This window comes from Streptomyces sp. MMCC 100 (assembly GCF_041538145.2).
Lineage (GTDB): Bacteria > Actinomycetota > Actinomycetes > Streptomycetales > Streptomycetaceae > Streptomyces.
Window position 1 is genome coordinate 6,592,584 of record NZ_JBGORK020000001.1, and the last position, 15,985, is coordinate 6,608,568.

The 15,985-nt window shown below is 70.8% G+C and carries 18 protein-coding genes; 9 read left to right on the forward strand and 9 right to left on the reverse strand.

From position 1 onward, the window contains the following. Positions 1-81: 81 nt before the first annotated feature. Positions 82-711 (forward strand): CGNR zinc finger domain-containing protein, encoded by a 630-nt coding sequence (locus ABS735_RS30345; RefSeq protein ID WP_123626192.1) that lies wholly within the window; start codon positions 82-84, stop codon positions 709-711. Here ABS735_RS30345 and sodX read toward each other — a convergent pair. After that, entirely contained in the window at positions 615-1,049 is a 435-nt protein-coding gene (gene sodX / locus ABS735_RS30350; protein WP_373902466.1) for a nickel-type superoxide dismutase maturation protease, read from the reverse strand. The genes ABS735_RS30345 and sodX overlap by 97 nt on opposite strands. A gap of 145 nt (positions 1,050-1,194) precedes the next feature. Here sodX and sodN point away from each other — a divergent pair, with 145 nt between their 5' ends. Then, positions 1,195-1,590 (forward strand): superoxide dismutase, Ni, encoded by a 396-nt coding sequence (gene sodN, locus ABS735_RS30355; protein ID WP_373902467.1) that lies wholly within the window; start codon positions 1,195-1,197, stop codon positions 1,588-1,590. Between the two features lie 131 nt (positions 1,591-1,721). Here the strand turns inward: sodN and ABS735_RS30360 are convergent, their stop codons facing one another. From ABS735_RS30360 to ABS735_RS30380, 5 genes are all read right to left on the reverse strand, one after another. Further along, positions 1,722-1,943, reverse strand: coding sequence for a hypothetical protein (locus tag ABS735_RS30360; RefSeq protein WP_373902468.1), 222 nt, complete (start codon positions 1,941-1,943; stop codon positions 1,722-1,724). A 26-nt stretch (positions 1,944-1,969) separates the two neighbouring features. Then, positions 1,970-2,554, reverse strand: coding sequence for a dihydrofolate reductase family protein (locus ABS735_RS30365; protein ID WP_373902469.1), 585 nt, complete (start codon positions 2,552-2,554; stop codon positions 1,970-1,972). Positions 2,555-2,639: 85 nt separating this feature from the next. Continuing rightward, entirely contained in the window at positions 2,640-3,374 is a 735-nt protein-coding gene (locus tag ABS735_RS30370) for a GNAT family N-acetyltransferase (protein WP_373902470.1), read from the reverse strand. 287 nt (positions 3,375-3,661) lie between these two features. After that, positions 3,662-4,822, reverse strand: a complete 1,161-nt coding sequence (locus ABS735_RS30375; RefSeq protein WP_373902471.1) for a family 2 encapsulin nanocompartment cargo protein polyprenyl transferase — start codon at positions 4,820-4,822, stop codon at positions 3,662-3,664. Between the two features lie 85 nt (positions 4,823-4,907). Beyond that, on the reverse strand, positions 4,908-6,314 hold the full coding sequence (locus ABS735_RS30380; RefSeq protein WP_373902472.1) for a family 2B encapsulin nanocompartment shell protein: 1,407 nt from the start codon (positions 6,312-6,314) through the stop codon (positions 4,908-4,910). 341 nt (positions 6,315-6,655) lie between these two features. On the opposite strand from ABS735_RS30380, the gene ABS735_RS30385 reads away from it, so the two are divergent. Continuing rightward, positions 6,656-7,234, forward strand: coding sequence for an N-acetylmuramoyl-L-alanine amidase (locus ABS735_RS30385; protein ID WP_373902768.1), 579 nt, complete (start codon positions 6,656-6,658; stop codon positions 7,232-7,234). 56 nt (positions 7,235-7,290) lie between these two features. Continuing rightward, positions 7,291-8,199 (forward strand): 1-aminocyclopropane-1-carboxylate deaminase/D-cysteine desulfhydrase, encoded by a 909-nt coding sequence (locus ABS735_RS30390; RefSeq protein WP_373902473.1) that lies wholly within the window; start codon positions 7,291-7,293, stop codon positions 8,197-8,199. Positions 8,200-8,230: 31 nt separating this feature from the next. On the opposite strand, the gene ABS735_RS30395 is transcribed toward ABS735_RS30390, so the two are convergent. After that, on the reverse strand, positions 8,231-9,823 hold the full coding sequence (locus ABS735_RS30395; protein WP_373902475.1) for a Na+/H+ antiporter: 1,593 nt from the start codon (positions 9,821-9,823) through the stop codon (positions 8,231-8,233). A 61-nt stretch (positions 9,824-9,884) separates the two neighbouring features. Here ABS735_RS30395 and ABS735_RS30400 point away from each other — a divergent pair, with 61 nt between their 5' ends. The 3 genes from ABS735_RS30400 to ABS735_RS30410 all read left to right on the forward strand — a co-directional run bounded on the left by ABS735_RS30400 (position 9,885) and on the right by ABS735_RS30410 (position 11,891). After that, positions 9,885-10,145, forward strand: coding sequence for a UBP-type zinc finger domain-containing protein (locus ABS735_RS30400; protein ID WP_059300643.1), 261 nt, complete (start codon positions 9,885-9,887; stop codon positions 10,143-10,145). A 250-nt stretch (positions 10,146-10,395) separates the two neighbouring features. Continuing rightward, on the forward strand, positions 10,396-10,809 hold the full coding sequence (locus tag ABS735_RS30405) for an ATP-binding protein (RefSeq protein ID WP_003973726.1): 414 nt from the start codon (positions 10,396-10,398) through the stop codon (positions 10,807-10,809). Positions 10,810-10,826: 17 nt separating this feature from the next. Beyond that, positions 10,827-11,891 (forward strand): RNA polymerase sigma factor SigF, encoded by a 1,065-nt coding sequence (locus tag ABS735_RS30410; protein WP_373902476.1) that lies wholly within the window; start codon positions 10,827-10,829, stop codon positions 11,889-11,891. A gap of 19 nt (positions 11,892-11,910) precedes the next feature. On the opposite strand, the gene ABS735_RS30415 is transcribed toward ABS735_RS30410, so the two are convergent. After that, entirely contained in the window at positions 11,911-12,369 is a 459-nt protein-coding gene (locus ABS735_RS30415; protein ID WP_373902477.1) for a hypothetical protein, read from the reverse strand. 132 nt (positions 12,370-12,501) lie between these two features. On the opposite strand from ABS735_RS30415, the gene ABS735_RS30420 reads away from it, so the two are divergent. Further along, on the forward strand, positions 12,502-13,470 hold the full coding sequence (locus ABS735_RS30420) for a diacylglycerol/lipid kinase family protein (RefSeq protein ID WP_373902478.1): 969 nt from the start codon (positions 12,502-12,504) through the stop codon (positions 13,468-13,470). Between the two features lie 320 nt (positions 13,471-13,790). Then, positions 13,791-14,048, forward strand: a complete 258-nt coding sequence (locus tag ABS735_RS30425; protein WP_003973730.1) for a WhiB family transcriptional regulator — start codon at positions 13,791-13,793, stop codon at positions 14,046-14,048. A 184-nt stretch (positions 14,049-14,232) separates the two neighbouring features. Here ABS735_RS30425 and ABS735_RS30430 read toward each other — a convergent pair whose 3' ends face one another. Continuing rightward, a complete protein-coding gene (locus tag ABS735_RS30430; RefSeq protein WP_373902479.1) occupies positions 14,233-15,708 on the reverse strand; it encodes a sensor histidine kinase in 1,476 nt (491 codons plus the stop codon). Positions 15,709-15,985: the final 277 nt, after the last annotated feature.

A 15,985-nucleotide genomic window follows, 5' to 3' on the forward strand; every position in this document is an offset into this window, starting at 1 on the left:
CGTCGTGTAATACCCTGGAAGCGCAATCAGCTATTACCTGACCGCAGGCACGACCATAGAGCCCCTTCGTAAGGACTACAAGTGGAACTGGCCTATTACTCGGATTACGCCGTACGTCTCGTCAACACCGAGGAACCGTCGCGGGGCCAGGACTCCCTGACCTCGGTGGAGGCCGTCCGTGAGCTCTTCGGCGCCAACCAGTCGGCGGCCCGGCGCGCGTCCGACGCCGACGTGACGCGGTTCCGCTCGGTCCGGGGACGGCTGCGCGCGGTCTTCGAGGCGGCCGACGGTGGCGACGAGACCCTCGCCGTGGACCTGCTGAACTCCCTGCTCCTGGAGTTCCCGGTGAGCCCGCAGATCTCCGGACACGACCACCGCGCGGAGGACGGCAGCCCGCTGTGGCACATGCACCTGGCGGACCATCCCTCCAACGCGACCGCGGGTTTCGCGGCCATCGCGGCCATGGGACTGGCCTTCCACCTCACCGAGTACGGCGTCGACCGGCTGGGTCTGTGCGAGGCGGCCCCCTGCCGCAACGCCTACCTGGACACCTCGACCAACCGCTCCCGGCGCTACTGCTCCGACCGCTGCGCCACCCGCGCCAACGTGGCGGCCTACCGCGCCCGCAAGCGCCTGGAGGCGGACCGCTCGGCCAGCACCGGCCTGACCGCCGACAGTGCCCAGCGGACCACGGCGAACGGCGAACGCTGACCCGCCCGCGGCCGGTACCGGAACCGGACCCTGCCGAGGACGAGGTCCTGCGGGACGACCCCGTAGTCGGTGCTGTCCCCGCCCGCGAACGCGTTGTCCCCGAGCACCCACCAGCCGGACCCGCGCCGTTCGGCCGCCCGCTTGACCACGAGCAGGTCCTGCTGGAAGGGATGCCGCAGCACGACCACGTCACCCGGTCGGACCCGCGCCCCCCAGTGCACGAGCAGCACGTCGCCGTGGTGCAACGTGGGCACCATCGACGGCCCGGTCACCTCGGCCGGTCCGAAGGGCAGCGCCCCTCTCGCGCGCTCGGTCTCCTGCGACAGTTGCTCCGGCATCACCCGGCACCTCCCCGGTCTTTCCTCCACCAGTCTCAGTCTCACCCCGGACTTTTGTCCTAAGCCCACGGGGGCACTCGCGAAATCGGGCCTCCCAGGGAGTAATGTCCCCCCTGAGAAGACGATCACGAGGAAGGAACGCTTCATGCTTTCCCGCCTGTTTGCCCCCAAGGTCACGGTCAGCGCCCACTGCGACCTGCCCTGCGGCGTGTACGACCCGGCCCAGGCCCGCATCGAGGCGGAGTCGGTGAAGGCCATCCAGGAGAAGATGGCCGGCAACGACGATCCGCACTTCCAGACGCGCGCCACGGTCATCAAGGAGCAGCGCGCCGAGCTCGCGAAGCACCACGTCTCCGTGCTGTGGAGCGACTACTTCAAGCCCCCGCACTTCGAGAAGTACCCGGAGCTGCACCAGCTGGTCAACGACACCCTCAAGGCTCTGTCGACCGCCAAGGGCTCGAAGGACCCGGCGACCGGCCAGAAGGCCCTGGACTACATCGCCCAGATCGACAAGATCTTCTGGGAGACCAAGAAGGCCTGACGAAGGCCGGTACCCCGGGGCCGGCGATCGGTGCACCATCGCAGGCCGCAGAAAAGCCAAAAGCCCGAAGGGGCCCGGCCGCCATCCTGGCCGGGCCCCTTCGGCGTTGCCGTGGTCAGGGTTTCCCGTGATCAGGGGTTCTCCGCGGTCGCCCCTCGGGGGTGTCGCACTGTCTCGGGCCGCGCTCCGGCCTCGGCTGTCCGGGCGTTCGGCTCGGGACCTGCCGCGCACTTCGGGTTGCGGCACGGGCCGGGTGCCCAGACCGGGACCCACGCGCCCAGCGTCTTGTGGCGCCGGGCGACTGCTTCGACTGGCTGTCCGCACTTGGGACAGACGTACGTGTCGCTGTCCATACCCCCAGGTTAGAGCGGGCGGCGGCTCAGCGCTTCCGGTGGTACGTGCGCACCACCACTCCGTTGCCGAAGGTCCGCACCGAGTCCGGTACGAACTCGGAGACCTCGAACCCGGAGGCGAACATCGGCATACCGGTGCCGAGGACCACCGGGTACGTCTTGATGACCAGTTCGTCGACCTCGTCGACCAGTTCTCCGGCGACGACGGACCCGCCGCACAGGTAGATGTCGAAGGCACTGTCCTCCGCCTTCAGGTCCCGGACCCTGCCGACCAGGTCCGTCGAGATGATCTCGACGTTCGGGTCGGGCGACTCGGTCAGCGTGCGCGAGGCGACGTACTCGCGCAGGTGTGCGTACGGACTGGTGACGCCCTCCTTGAGGGCCAGGTCGTAGCTGGCCCTCCCCTGGACGATCGTGTCGAACCGCTTGTTCGGCAGGTCGTCGATGCCGAGCGGCCGACGGCCATGAGTCGGCATCGTCTCCGGATACTCCGTCTTCAGGAACTCGAAGAACTCCTCGTCGACGAACGGGACCATGAACGACGCGTCGCCGTCCGGGCCGCCGATGAAGCCGTCGATCGAGCAGGCGATGAAATACGTGAGTTTGCGCAAACCGGTCTCCCCATACGTGTCGAACGCGTTGACCACTACGACCACAGTACTCCATGTGTAGTTGTTCGGGGAGGGGATCACGCGGTCAGCGAGTCCGCGGCTCGCGCCACATGGGCCACATACGGGGGCCGTCCGGCAGGTCCAGGGCCCGCCCGGTGAACACGAAACCGAGGCGTTCGTACAGCGTCTTGCCTCGGGCGCTGCTCGCCTCCAGGTAGGCGGGCAACCCCTCGCGGTCGCAGCGGTCGAGGACGCTCTCGATCAGCGCGGTGCCCAGCCCCTCGCCCTGCCGCCCGGGGGCCACGCCGATCATCCACAGGTACTCATGGGCTCGGCCGGTGGGATGGATGCCGTCCGTGAGCCGGGCTATCAACTCCACGCGCTCGTTGTCCGGGTCGACGGCCTCGCGTATCCGCGCGGGAACGTCCTCGACGCCCGCCTTGGACCCGTCATCCGGCTCGGGCCCGTCATCCGACTCGGGCCCGTCATCCGACTCGGGGCCGTCATCCGACTCGGGGCCGTCATCCGACTCGGGCCCGTCATCCGCCTCGGGGCCGTCGTCCGGCTCGGCGCCGGCGCGCTCGTCCGCCGGGACGGGCAGCCACAGCGCGCAGGCGGCACCGTCCTCGGTGAGGTCGATGCGCCCGTCGGCGAAGACGGCGTCGGCGAACGCGGCCATGAGCCGGTGGTGCGTCCGTCGCCGGTACTCCTCACCGGGAAAGACCCAACTGCTCACCGGATCGTCCTGAAAGGCCTCGTCCAACAGCCGGACGACCAGATCCCGGTCGCCCTCGCCCGCGGTCCGGATCACCACACCCATGCCTCGCCCCTTCGACTCAACATCGTTCGCGTGTAAGGCGGTTGAGCCTATCCGGTGGACCCGCACGCCCAGCGGGAGAGACAGGGAGGCGGGCCCCGCACACCGTGGGGAAGTGCGGGACCCGCCGGACCGGAGCCGTCGGCGGTGCGGCCGTACGTCGGTCAGGTTCCGTACGGCCCTGCAAGGGCTCCGGGGTCTTGCGCGGCCGCCCCGGCGGTCCACGGCCGCCGGGGCGGGCGAGGTGACCGGGTCCGGGACGGCCGGGTCCGGGGTGACCGGTGCGGCCGTCAGGTGCTGCGCCGGGTCACGAACTCGGCCAGCGCGAGCAGGCCGCCCGCCGCCTCCGGGTGGGGCACGGCACGGGCCAGCTCCTGCATGGCCCTCGCCATCCGGTCGGCCGCCTGGACCTGCGCCCAGTCCCGGCCGCCGGCCCGCTCCACCACCAGGGCGGTGTGCTCCAGGTCCTCCTTGTCCTCGTCGTACGGTGCCGCGTACAGCTCGGCGAGTTCGGCGGCGGCCGGGGTGCCGGAGGTGAGGGCGGCGACGACCGGCAGTGACTTCTTGCGGGCGGCCAGGTCCGCACCGGCCGGCTTTCCGGTGTGGCGCGGGTCGCCCCATATGCCGATGACGTCGTCGATGAGCTGGAAGGCCAGACCGGCCTCACGGCCGAAGGCGTCCAGGGCCTCGACGTCCTCCGTGGCGGCGCCCGCGTACAGCGCACCGAGGGCACAGGCGCAGCCCAGCAGGGCACCCGTCTTGGCCTCGGCCATGGCGAGCGTCTCGTCGAGGGTGACCTCGCCCGGCGGACGCCCTTCCATGGCCGTGTCCGCGTGCTGGCCCTCGCACAGCTCCATGACGCAGTCGGCGAGCCTGGTGGCCGCCGCCGCGGACGCCGGGTGCGGGTCTGCGGCGAGCAGCCGCAGGGCGAGCGCCTGCAGGGCGTCTCCGGCGAGGATCGCGTCGGCGTCGCCGAACACGGTCCACGCGGTGGGCCGATGACGCCGGGTGGCGTCCCGGTCCATCACGTCGTCGTGCAGCAGGGTGAAGTTGTGGACCAGTTCCACCGCCGCCGCGGCCCGGCCGGCAGCCGCACGGGCCGCCGGCCCGCCGAGCGCGGTCGCCGCGGTGAGGACGAGCGCGGGGCGGATCGCCTTGCCCGCGTTGCCCGACGCGGGCGCGCCGTCCGCGTGCTGCCAGCCGAAGTGGTAGAGCGCGATCCGGCGCATCGAGTCGGGCATTGATGCGATGGCGGAGCGCAGTTCGGGGTCGACCGACGCCCGTGACTCCCTCAGGAGCACGGCTGCCTCGTGCCCTTCGGCCCCCACCGGCCCCTGCCCCCCGGGCGGCTCCCCCGGCTCGTTGTCCCGCTGTGTGCCGATGGACCCGCGCCTTTCCGGCGTTCCGGTGGAACGGCGCGTCGCGGTGGCGCCGCGCCGGATCTCCGTCATGGACTCACCTTCCCCCTGGGCCCGTCCGTACCCCGGGGGTGTACCCGCCCGGGAGGGCGGGGACACCGCGTCCGGGACAGTGGCGTCACCGCCAGCGGCCGATCTCGACGTTCTCCAGGACGCCGAGCGCGTCCGGCACGAGGACCGCGGCCGAGTAGTAGGCCGTGACCAGGTACTTGATGACGGCCTGTTCGTTGATGCCCATGAAGCGCACCGACAGACTCGGCTCGATCTCGTCGGGGATGCCGGTGGCCCGCAGACCGATGACGCCCTGGTCCTGCTCTCCGGTACGCAACGCGATGATCGATGACGTACGGGCCTCGGTGACCGGGATCTTGTTGCACGGGTAGATCGGCACACCGCGCCAGGTCGGAATGCGGTTCCCGGCGACGTCGATCGTCTCGGGAACGAGTCCGCGCTTGTTGAGCTCGCGGCCGATGGCGGCGATGGCGCGCGGGTGGGCGAGGAGCAGCTTGGTGCCGCGCCGGCGGCTCAGCAGTTCATCGAGGTCGTCCGGACCGGGGACGCCGTCGTGCGGCTGGATGCGCTGGTCGTACTCGCAGTTGTGCAGCAGGCCGAACTCACGGTTGTTGATGAGTTCGTGCTCCTGACGCTCCTTCAGCGCCTCGACCGTCAGCCGGATCTGCTGCTCGGTCTGGTTCATCGGCTGGTTGTACAGGTCGGCCACGCGCGAGTGGATGCGCAGCACGGTCTGGGCGACGCTCAGTTCGTACTCACGGGGCCGGGCCTCGTAGTCGACGAAGGTGTGCGGGATGTCCGGCTCGCCGCTGTGGCCGGCCGCGAGGTCGATCTCCTTCTCACCGTGCTTGTTGGTGCGCTGCTCCGGGATCGCGCGCCGCTGCTCCAGGTGCTCGCGCAGGGAGCCGGCCCGCTCCGCGACCTGCTCGACCTCCTGGCGGGGCAGCACGAGCACCGTGCAGGCGGTGACCGTGCGGGCGGTGTACTCCCAGATGGCGTCCCCGTCGAGGAGCGCCTGGTCGCCGAAGTAGGCGCCGTCGGCGAGGACACCGAGCACCGCGTCGTCGCCGTAGGGACCGGTGCCGATCTTCTCGATCCTGCCGTGCGCCAGCAGGTAGACCTCGTCGGCCCGGCCGCCGAACGAGGTGATCACCTCGCCGGGGCCGAACTCCCGCTGCTCACAGCGCTGCGCGAGTTCCGACAGGACCTCGTCGTCCTCGTACGAGCGCAGGGCCGGCAGCTCGCCCAGCTCCGCGGGGATGACCTCGACGCGGTCACCGGTCTTCACGAACGTCACGCGGCCGTCGCCGACGGCGAAGGTCATACGCCGGTTCACCCGGTACGTGCCGCCCTGAATGTCCACCCAGGGGAGCGTGCGCAGCAGCCAGCGCGAGCTGATCTCCTGCATCTGAGGAACGGACTTGGTGGTGGTGGCCAGGTTCCGCGCGGCCGCCGTGCCGAGGCTCTGCTGCGGCCTGGTCTGCTCGGTGCGGACCTCTTCGCCTACCGACATAAGGAATTGCCCTCCCGGTCATGCCGGACGACTGCGCCGCCCGGCATCGATGTGCGTGGACCAGCCTTCCTCACGGAGCGTGCCGGTGCTATTACACGAAAGAGCGGGAATGGATCACGCGCGGCCGGGGCACATATGGGGGCTTGTTCCGCCGCTCGGCGACATGTCCGACTCTGCTCGGCCCAGTTCGGCGCCGTCGGCCGGGACGAGATTGTCCGAAACGGCTCGCACACGGACCGAACAAGTAATAGGAGACGCTCCGTTTCGGTACAAGCTCCGTACGAGGCGGTCGCGTCGGGCGGTCGTCGCGCAGCGTGAAGGAGCCGACCGTGGCCTCACCCATGTCCGCGAGCAGTTTCCTCAAGGCACTGAAGGCGGAGGGCCTGACCGTCGTCGAGGTCGGCGACTGGCGGGACCACAACCGCAACCACCAGGGGCCGTGGGGCCCCGTGCACGGTGTGATGATCCACCACACGGTCACCAAGGGCAGCGCGCGGACGGTGGACATCTGCCGCGAGGGCCACGAGGACCTGCCGGGTCCGCTGTGCCATGGGGTCGTCACCAAGGACGGCAAGGTCCATCTGGTCGGGTACGGCCGGGCCAACCACGCCGGTCTCGGCGACGACGACGTCCTGCGCGCGGTGATCGCGGAGAAGGCGCTGCCCCGGGACAACGAGGCCGGCACCGACGGCAACCGGCACTTCTACGGCTTCGAGTGCGAGAACCTCGGCGACGGCGACGATCCCTGGCCGGCGGCGCAGCTGGAGGCGATCGAGCGGGCGGCCGCGGCCGTGTGCCGCCACCACGGCTGGAACGAGCGGTCCGTCATCGGTCACCTGGAGTGGCAGCCGGGAAAGGTGGATCCGCGCGGGTTCACGATGGCCTCGATGCGGGAGCGGATCCGCGACCGGCTGAAGTGATCCGGGACCGGCCGAAGCGAGGTGTCCGCCGTGTGCGGCGGCGTGACAATGGCGGGGTGACCGGCACCGACACCCGCGACCTCGCCGCCCTGCGGCCCCGCCTGCCCTCTCCCCTGCAGGAGGCGGCCGACGAACGCTTCGAGCGGCACGGTGTCCGGTTGCTGCTCAAGCGGGACGACCTGATCCACCCCGAGCTGGTCGGCAACAAATGGCGCAAACTGGCGCCTAATCTCGCCACGGCGGGCGGCCGCACGGTCGTCACGTTCGGCGGTGCCTACTCCAACCACCTGCGGGCCGCGGCAGCCGCAGGCCGGCTGCTCGGGCTGCCCACGGTGGGCGTGGTCCGCGGTCAGGAACTGGCAGGCCTGCCGCTCAACCCCTCGCTGGCCCGGTGCGCCGCCGACGGCATGCGGCTGCACTTCGTCGACCGCTCCACGTACCGCCGCAAGACCGAACCGGAGACCCTGGCCGCCCTTCTGCGCGCGGTCGACGCAGAGGACGCCGTCGTCGTTCCCGAGGGCGGCAGCAACCCCCAGGCCGTCCGCGGCTGCCGCGCCCTGGGCGAGGAGCTGGGCGAACACGCCGACGTGGCCGCCATCGCCTGCGGCACCGGTGGCACCCTGGCCGGGCTGGCCGCCGGGCTCCCTCCGGGGCGGCGGGCGGTCGGCATACCCGTGCTCAAGGGCGGTTTCCTGGAGGGCGACATACGGCGGCTCCAGGAGCGTGCGTTCGGCGGGCCGCGCGGCGCCTGGAGCCTGGAGGACCGCTTCCACCACGGCGGCTACGCCCGCACGACGCCCGGCCTCGACGCCTTCGCCGAGGACTTCGAGCGCCGCCACGACCTGCCCGTGGAACGCGTCTACGTCGCCAAGATGCTGTACGCCCTGCTCGCGCTCACCGAGGAGGGCGCCTTCCCGCGCGGGACGACCCTGGCGGCGGTCGTCACCGGCCGGCCCTTCCCCTGAGCGGGTCCGGATCACGGCCCCGAGCGCCCGCTCAGGTGGTCTCCCGGTAGGCCGCCGCCTCCTCCAGGTCCAGTCGGCGCAGCAGCGTCCGGAGCATCTCGTCGTCGATGTAGCGGCCGTCCCGCAGCCGGACGAAGACCTCGCGCTCGGCGCTGATCATCTCCCGGGAGAGCCGCCGGTAGGTGTCGTCGACGGTCTCGCCGGTGACGGGATTGACCTGGCCCAGCCGTTCCCAGACCGCGTTGCGGCGGCGCTCCAGGACCGTGCGGAGGCGGTCGGCGAGGGGCGTCGGCAGAGTGTTGCGCTCGTCGGCGAGCAGGTCGTCCAGGCGCTGCTCCGCGACCCGCGAGGCCTGCGCCTGGGCGTTGGCCTCCGCCAGCGTCTCGGCCTGCACGTCGTGCGCCGGGAACTTCAGCAGGCGGATCAGCGGCGGCAGGCTGACGCCCTGGACGACCAGCGTGCCGATGACCGTCGTGAAGGTCAGGAACAGGATGAGGTTGCGCTCGGGAAAGGGCTCCCCGCCGTGCACGGTGAGCGGGATCGAGAAGGCGATGGCCAGGGAGACCACGCCCCGCATCCCGGCCCAGCCGATCACGAACGGTCCCTGCCAGGAGAGGGCGCCCTCGCGCGCGCGTACGCGGGCCGACAGCCGGGGCAGGAAGGTCGCCGGGTACACCCACACGAACCTCGCCACGGCCACCACCAGGAAGACGGCGAGGGCGTACCAGGCTGCGTCGACACCCTCGTACTCCCCCAGGCCCTTGAGGACGACGGGCAGCTGGAGCCCGATGAGGGCGAACACGGCCGACTCCAGGACGAACGCGACCATCTTCCACACCGCCTCCTCCTGGAGCCGGGTGGCGAAATCGACCTCCCACGCGCGGTGGCCCAGATAGAGGGCGACGACGACCACCGCGAGCACCCCCGAGGCGTGCACCTGCTCGGCGACCGCGTAGGCGACGAACGGGATCAGCAGGGAGAGCGTGTTCTGCAGCAGCGCCTCCGTCAGGTGGGTGCGCAGCCAGTGCAGCGGCACCATCAGGACCAGCCCGACCCCGACGCCGCCCACCGCCGCGATCAGGAACTCGCCGATCCCGCCGGCCCAGGTCGCGCCCTCGCCGACGGCCGCCGCGAGCGCCACCTTGAAGGCGGTGATCGCGGTGGCGTCGTTCACCAGGGACTCGCCCTGGAGGATCGTGGTGATCCGGGAGGGCAGCCCCACGCGGCGGGCGACCGCCGTGGCCGCGACGGCGTCCGGCGGTGCCACGACGGCACCGAGCACCAGGGCCGCGGTCAGCGGCAGGCCCGGCACGATGAAGTAGGCCGCGCAGCCGACGACGAAGGTGGCGAACAGGACGTATCCCACGGACAGCAGCGCCACGGGTCGGGCCTGCGCCCGCAGGTCCAGGTAGGAGCTGTCGGTGGCCGCCGTGTGGAGCAGCGGGGGCAGCAGCAGGGGCAGGACGATGTGCGGGTCGAGGGTGTAGTCGGGCACACCGGGCACGTAGCTCACCGCCAGGCCCGCCGCGACCAGGAGCAGCGGGACCGGCACCGGTACGCGCCGTCCCGCCGCGGCGACCGCGGCGCTCCCCGCCACCAGCAACAGCAGCGGCATCACGTCCATCGTCCTCGCCCGCCCTCGTTTTCCGCGCGGTCATCCGCACACCCGTCGTAACCTGGCAATCATGAAACAGTGCACGCACGCCGACGCGCTGCCGCACCCGGAACCCGAGCCGTGCGGCGAGACCTGCCCGGAGTGTCTGGCCGAGGGCACGGACCCGGTGCAGCTGAGGCTGTGTCTCAGCTGCGGTCATGTCGGCTGCTGCGACTCCTCGCCGAGGCAGCACGCGACGGCGCATCACAAGGAGACCGGTCACCCGGTGATGCGGACCTTCGAGCCCGGGGAGAGCTGGCGCTGGTGCTTCGTCGACCACGTCCTCGTGTGACCTCTGCCCGGGACGGTTCGACCGTCTGACGTCTGGGTACGTCAACCCGGCGCGCGCTCTTCCGATTTGGGCCCGCCGACCCCCTAGCCACTGTGCGTGTTCGTGTGTTTACTATGAGTGACAGCACGGGGTTGGGGTCTCGGGGACAGGAAACTTCGGAGCGCGATAACGTCACCGCTGAACCACGTATCGCGTTATCCCGAGGGGCGTCCCTCGGCCCTGTAACGCTTGTACCACCTTGGAGGTGAGGGTGTCCCAGATCGCAGGCGAGCCCGCGACCCAGGACTTCGTCGAAGTCCGGCTGCCGGCCGCGGGTGCCTACCTGTCGGTGCTGCGTACGGCGACGGCCGGCCTCGCAGCTCGTTTGGACTTCACCCTCGACGAGATCGAGGACCTGCGCATCGCAGTCGACGAGGCCTGCGCGATCCTGCTCCAGCAGGCCGTGCCCGGCTCGGTGCTCAGTTGCGTCTTCCGCCTCGTCGACGACTCGCTCGAGGTCACCGTCTCGGCGCCGACCACGGACGGCCACGCCCCCTCGCGGGACACCTTCGCCTGGACGGTGCTCTCCGCCCTCGCGGGCAAGGTCTCCTCCGCCGTGGACGAGGACAAAACCGTTTCGATCAGCCTCTACAAACAGCGCGGCGCGGGACCCGGGCCGACGTGAGGGACGGGGACGGGCCGGTGCGGGACGAAGAGCGCGGTACACGGGAGCTGCCGGCCGAGGGCACACGTTCTCCGAACGAGGCGCGACGCACGGCGGACGGCATCGACGGCATCCCCGAGCAGGCCCGACCGCATCCGGAGGACGAGACCTCGCCGGAGGCCGTCGTTCCGGGCGACGGGCAGCGGACCGGGGACACCCCTGTCCCGCCCGTCCGAGCGGAGGCGCGGGCTCGGGAAAGGGCGACGGGCGGGACGATGAGCGAGCACGAGCGAAACGTCGGCGGCCACGCGCCGGGGGCACGGGTCACGCAGGGCACACGGCACGACCCGCAGGACCGCAGCGGTGCGCGCCTTCTGTTCGCCGAGCTGCGCACGCTGACGAAGGACAGCCCGGAGTACGCGGAGCTGCGCAATCGGCTGGTCCGCATGCACCTGCCGCTCGTCGAGCACCTCGCGCGCCGCTTCCGCAACCGCGGCGAGCCCCTGGACGACCTCACCCAGGTCGCCACCATCGGACTGATCAAGTCGGTCGACCGCTTCGACCCGGACCGCGGGGTGGAGTTCTCCACGTACGCGACCCCCACGGTCGTCGGCGAGATCAAGCGGCACTTCCGGGACAAAGGCTGGGCGGTGCGTGTCCCGCGCCGGCTCCAGGAGCTGCGGCTGGCCCTGACGACGGCCACGGCGGAGCTCTCCCAGCTGCACGGCCGCTCCCCCACGGTCCACGAGCTCGCCGAGAAGCTGTCCATCTCGGAGGAGGAGGTCCTGGAGGGCCTGGAGTCGGCCAACGCGTACTCCACGCTGTCGCTGGACGTCCCGGACACCGACGACGAGTCCCCGGCGGTCGCCGACACCCTCGGCGCCGAGGACGAGGCACTGGAGGGAGTCGAGTACCGGGAGTCGCTCAAGCCGCTGCTCGAGGACCTGCCGCCGCGGGAGAAGCGCATCCTGCTGCTGCGCTTCTTCGGCAACATGACCCAGTCCCAGATCGCCCAGGAGGTCGGGATCTCGCAGATGCACGTGTCACGGCTGCTGGCCCGCACCCTGGCACAGCTGCGGGAGAAGCTGCTGGTCGAGGAGTAGCAGCTTCTCAGCGGGCGCCTTACGGCTGTTTGCCGGCGTTGCCTGGCCCCCGGATTCCGAGGGCCAGGGTGGTCTCGGGATTGATGAGCAGGTACAGGGCGGTGAGCGCCACGACACCGAGCACGACGCCTGCGGGGACGGCCAGGCTGTCGGCCCCCGCCATGTTGTAGGCGACGGGCAGCGCCATGATCTGCGTGATCACGGCGGGTCCCCGGCTCCATCCCCGCAAGCGGATCAGCCCGCGGGCGGCGAGCAGCGGCAGCAGGGCGAGGACGATCAGGGTGATGCCGCCGGTGACGGCCGCGGTCCGGTCGTCGGGGTGCCCGGTGAGGCCCCCCACGAGCATCCAGGCACCGCCGACGACCAGCGCCAGGCCCTCCAGCGCGGCGATCGCCGCCGCGGCGGTCACTCGGGCGGGGCGGGGCTCTGCCTCTTCGGCGACCGAGGAGGCGGGGTCGGGGGTCTGCTCACTGCTCACCTCTGCAGGGTAGCCCTCGGCGCTCCCACGCCCGCGCCCGCCCGGGTGTCGGGCGTATCACGCGCACCGGGCCCGGTGGGGATCTTCACATCGGTCTGGGCCGAGTACCACCCAGTAGGTACCCTGCACACCATGCGTGCACTTCTCGTGGTCAATCCGGCGGCAACCACCACGAGTGCGCGTACGCGCGACGTGCTGATCCACGCGCTGGCGAGCGAGATGAAGCTGGAGGCGGTCACCACCGAGTACCGCGGCCACGCGCGCGACCTCGGCCGGCAGGCGGCACAGAGCGAGGACATCGACCTGGTGGTGGCCCTCGGCGGCGACGGCACGGTGAACGAGGTCGTCAACGGTCTGCTGCACGCGGGCCCCGACCCGGAGCACCTGCCCGGGCTCGCGGTGGTCCCCGGTGGTTCCACCAACGTCTTCGCCCGCGCCCTCGGCCTGCCCAACCACGCGGTGGAGGCCACCGGCGCCCTGCTGGACGCCCTGCGCGAGGGCAGCGAACGGACCGTCGGCCTGGGCCTGGCGTCGGGTACGCCGGGCACGGAGGACGAGGCGGTCCCGGCGCGCTGGTTCACCTTCAACGCCGGACTGGGCTTCGACGCCGGGGTGGTCGGCCGTGTCGAGCAGCACCGCGAGCGCGGCAAGAAGTCGACGCACGCCCTCTACGTCCGCCAGGTGGTGCGCCAGCTCATCGGCGAGCCGCACCGCCGCAGCGGGACGATCACGCTGGAGCGGGCGGGCGAGGACCCGGTCACCGATCTGGTGCTGTCCATAGTTTCGAACACCTGCCCCTGGACGTTCCTCGGCAACCGCCCGATCTACGCCTCCCCCGAGGCGTCGTTCGACACCGCGCTCGACGTCTTCGGCCTCAGCCGGCTGTCGACGGCCGCGGTCGCCCGGTATGGCACCCAGTTGCTCACTTCGTCCCCCGCACGCGGGCCACGCGGTCGACACGCGGTCTCCCTGCACGATCTGACCGACTTCACCTTGCATTCGAAGGTGCCTCTGCCCCTTCAGATGGACGGTGACCACCTGGGGTTGCGGACCAGCGTGACGTTCACAGGCGTACGCCGTGCACTGCGTGTGATTGTGTGAGCAGAAGGGGCGAAAGTCCTTTCACTCGAACGTTTAGACCAGGGTCCACCCCATGGAAGTACGGCTGTGACCTAGTCGACACCGAAGAATCAAAAAAAACTTTCCGGAAGGGGTTGTATCCGCCGCCGAGGTTTGCGAGTCTCTTCTTGGCGATCGGGACAGCCCGCAAGACCGGCATCCACAGATCACCGGAACCCCTCTTCAAACCACAGGACCACGCCAGGGAACCTGGCGCTAGGCCCTTCCCTTGTTGAGGGATTCGTGAAAGCGTTCACATTCACAAGCATCCCAGCATGTAATACCAAGGAGAGGTAGCAGCCATGGACTGGCGTCACCGCGCCGTTTGCCGCGAGGAAGACCCCGAGCTCTTCTTCCCCATCGGCAACACCGGTCCCGCGCTGCTGCAGATCGAGGAAGCCAAGGCCGTCTGCCGTCGCTGCCCCGTCATGGAGCAGTGCCTGCAGTGGGCGCTCGAGTCCGGCCAGGACTCCGGCGTCTGGGGTGGTCTCAGCGAGGACGAGCGCCGCGCAATGAAGCGCCGTGCCGCCCGCAACCGGGCTCGTCAGGCCTCCGCCTGACAACCCACCCCTACTGACAGCCTCAGCTTGGCGGCGCGTACAGCGAGTACGCATCCCCCGCTCCCGAGCCGCAGCGCGCAGTACCCCCGATGCGCATCGGACGATGTATCGCACGAGCACTGGCCTCGGACCTTCACTGGTCCGGGGCTTTTTGCTGTGCCCACTTACCGTTCGGTTTCTCGTTCTACTTCTCGGCGGGCACCGGGACGTCGAGGATCACCCGGGTGCCGCGTTCCGCGGCCGGGACCATGTCGAAGGTGCCGCCCAACTCACCCTCCACCAGGGTGCGGACGATCTGCAGGCCGAGGTTGCCGGAGCGGTGCGGGTCGAAGTCCTCGGGCAGGCCGACGCCGTCGTCCTGGACGGTGACCAGGAGCCGGGCCTCCTTGGTGGTACCGCCACGGACCGCCGAGACCTCGACCGTGCCGGTGTCGCTGTCCCGGAAGCCGTGCTCCAGGGCGTTCTGCAGCACCTCGGTCAGCACCATGGACAGCGGGGTGGCGACCTCGGCGTCGAGAATGCCGAAGCGGCCGGTGCGCCGGCCGGTGACCCGGCCCGGAGAGATCTCGGCCACCATCGCCAGCACACGGTCGGCGATCTCGTCGAACTCCACACGCTCGTCAAGGTTCTGGGAGAGCGTCTCGTGCACGATCGCGATCGAGCCCACCCGGCGCACGGCCTCCTCGAGCGCCTCGCGGCCCCGGTCGGACTCGATGCGCCGGGCCTGCAGGCGCAGCAGGGCCGCCACCGTCTGGAGGTTGTTCTTCACCCGGTGGTGGATCTCCCGGATGGTGGCGTCCTTGGTGATCAACTCACGCTCACGGCGACGCAGTTCCGTCACGTCCCGCAGGAGCACCAGCGAACCGATACGCGTGCCCTTGGGCTTGAGCGGGATGGCGCGGAACTGGATCACCCCGTCGTGCGCCTCGATCTCGAACTCGCGCGGCGCCCAGCCGCTGGCCACCTTGGCGAGCGCCTCGTCCACCGGCCCGCGGGACGGGGCGAGTTCGGCGGTGGTCCGGCCCAGATGATGGCCGACCAGGTCGGCGGCCAGGCCCATGCGGTGGTAGGCCGACAGCGCGTTCGGGGAGGCGTACTGGACGATGCCGTCCCCGTCGACCCGGATCAGGCCGTCGCCGACGCGGGGCGAGGCGTCCATGTCGACCTGCTGGTTCTCGAACGGGAAGGCACCGGCCGCGATCATCTGGGCGAGGTCCGAGGCGCTCTGCAGGTAGGTGAGTTCCAGGCGGCTCGGCGTGCGCACGGTGAGCAGGTTGGTGTTGCGGGCGATGACCCCGAGGACGCGTCCCTGGCGGCGCACGGGGATGGACTCGACGCGGACCGGGACCTCCTCGCGCCACTCCGGGTCGCCCTCGCGCACGATCCGTCCCTCGTCCAGGGCGGCGTCCAGCATGGGGCGCCGGCCGCGCGGGACGAGGTGGCCGACCATGTCGTCCTGGTACGAGGTGGGTCCGGTGTTGGGGCGCATCTGGGCGACGGAGACGTAGCGCGTGCCGTCGCGGGTGGGGACCCACAGGACCAGGTCGGCGAAGGAGAGGTCGGACAGCAGCTGCCACTCCGAGACCAGCAGGTGGAGCCACTCGAGGTCGGAGTCGTCGAGCGCGGTGTGCTGGCGTACGAGTTCGTTCATGGAGGGCACGGGGCTGAGCGTACCTGGCGGTACGGACAGCGATCGAAACCAGCCGCCCTCCGCTGCTCCCCCGCCCCCGACGCGGCCGAACGGCCCCCGGAAACACCCGCGGGCCGCGGCGCCTGAGAGGGACCCTCAACCCTCTCGGCACCGCAGCCCGGAGCAACATCGGCCGTGGGGTGTGCGGTCCCGGTCGGCCGAAGGATGAGGAGCCGGGGCAGTCAGGGCAGAGAGCTCCGGATCCTCGGTCCGTCCTCCTGTGCGGGGAGGACGGAAGCCTGACGAT

What these genes read in the sequence shown, in the direction of transcription:
- ABS735_RS30385 (WP_373902768.1), top strand. Translation starts at nt 6,656, where the DNA reads ATGTCCGCGAGCAGTTTCCTCAAGGCACTGAAGGCGGAGGGCCTGACC.
- sodX (WP_373902466.1), bottom strand. Translation starts at nt 1,049, where the DNA reads ATGCCGGAGCAACTGTCGCAGGAGACCGAGCGCGCGAGAGGGGCGCTG.
- ABS735_RS30360 (WP_373902468.1), bottom strand. Translation starts at nt 1,943, where the DNA reads ATGGACAGCGACACGTACGTCTGTCCCAAGTGCGGACAGCCAGTCGAA.
- ABS735_RS30380 (WP_373902472.1), bottom strand. Translation starts at nt 6,314, where the DNA reads ATGTCGGTAGGCGAAGAGGTCCGCACCGAGCAGACCAGGCCGCAGCAG.
- ABS735_RS30370 (WP_373902470.1), bottom strand. Translation starts at nt 3,374, where the DNA reads ATGGGTGTGGTGATCCGGACCGCGGGCGAGGGCGACCGGGATCTGGTC.
- ABS735_RS30420 (WP_373902478.1), top strand. Translation starts at nt 12,502, where the DNA reads ATGCGTGCACTTCTCGTGGTCAATCCGGCGGCAACCACCACGAGTGCG.
- sodN (WP_373902467.1), top strand. Translation starts at nt 1,195, where the DNA reads ATGCTTTCCCGCCTGTTTGCCCCCAAGGTCACGGTCAGCGCCCACTGC.
- ABS735_RS30400 (WP_059300643.1), top strand. Translation starts at nt 9,885, where the DNA reads ATGAAACAGTGCACGCACGCCGACGCGCTGCCGCACCCGGAACCCGAG.
- ABS735_RS30425 (WP_003973730.1), top strand. Translation starts at nt 13,791, where the DNA reads ATGGACTGGCGTCACCGCGCCGTTTGCCGCGAGGAAGACCCCGAGCTC.
- ABS735_RS30375 (WP_373902471.1), bottom strand. Translation starts at nt 4,822, where the DNA reads ATGACGGAGATCCGGCGCGGCGCCACCGCGACGCGCCGTTCCACCGGA.
- ABS735_RS30395 (WP_373902475.1), bottom strand. Translation starts at nt 9,823, where the DNA reads ATGGACGTGATGCCGCTGCTGTTGCTGGTGGCGGGGAGCGCCGCGGTC.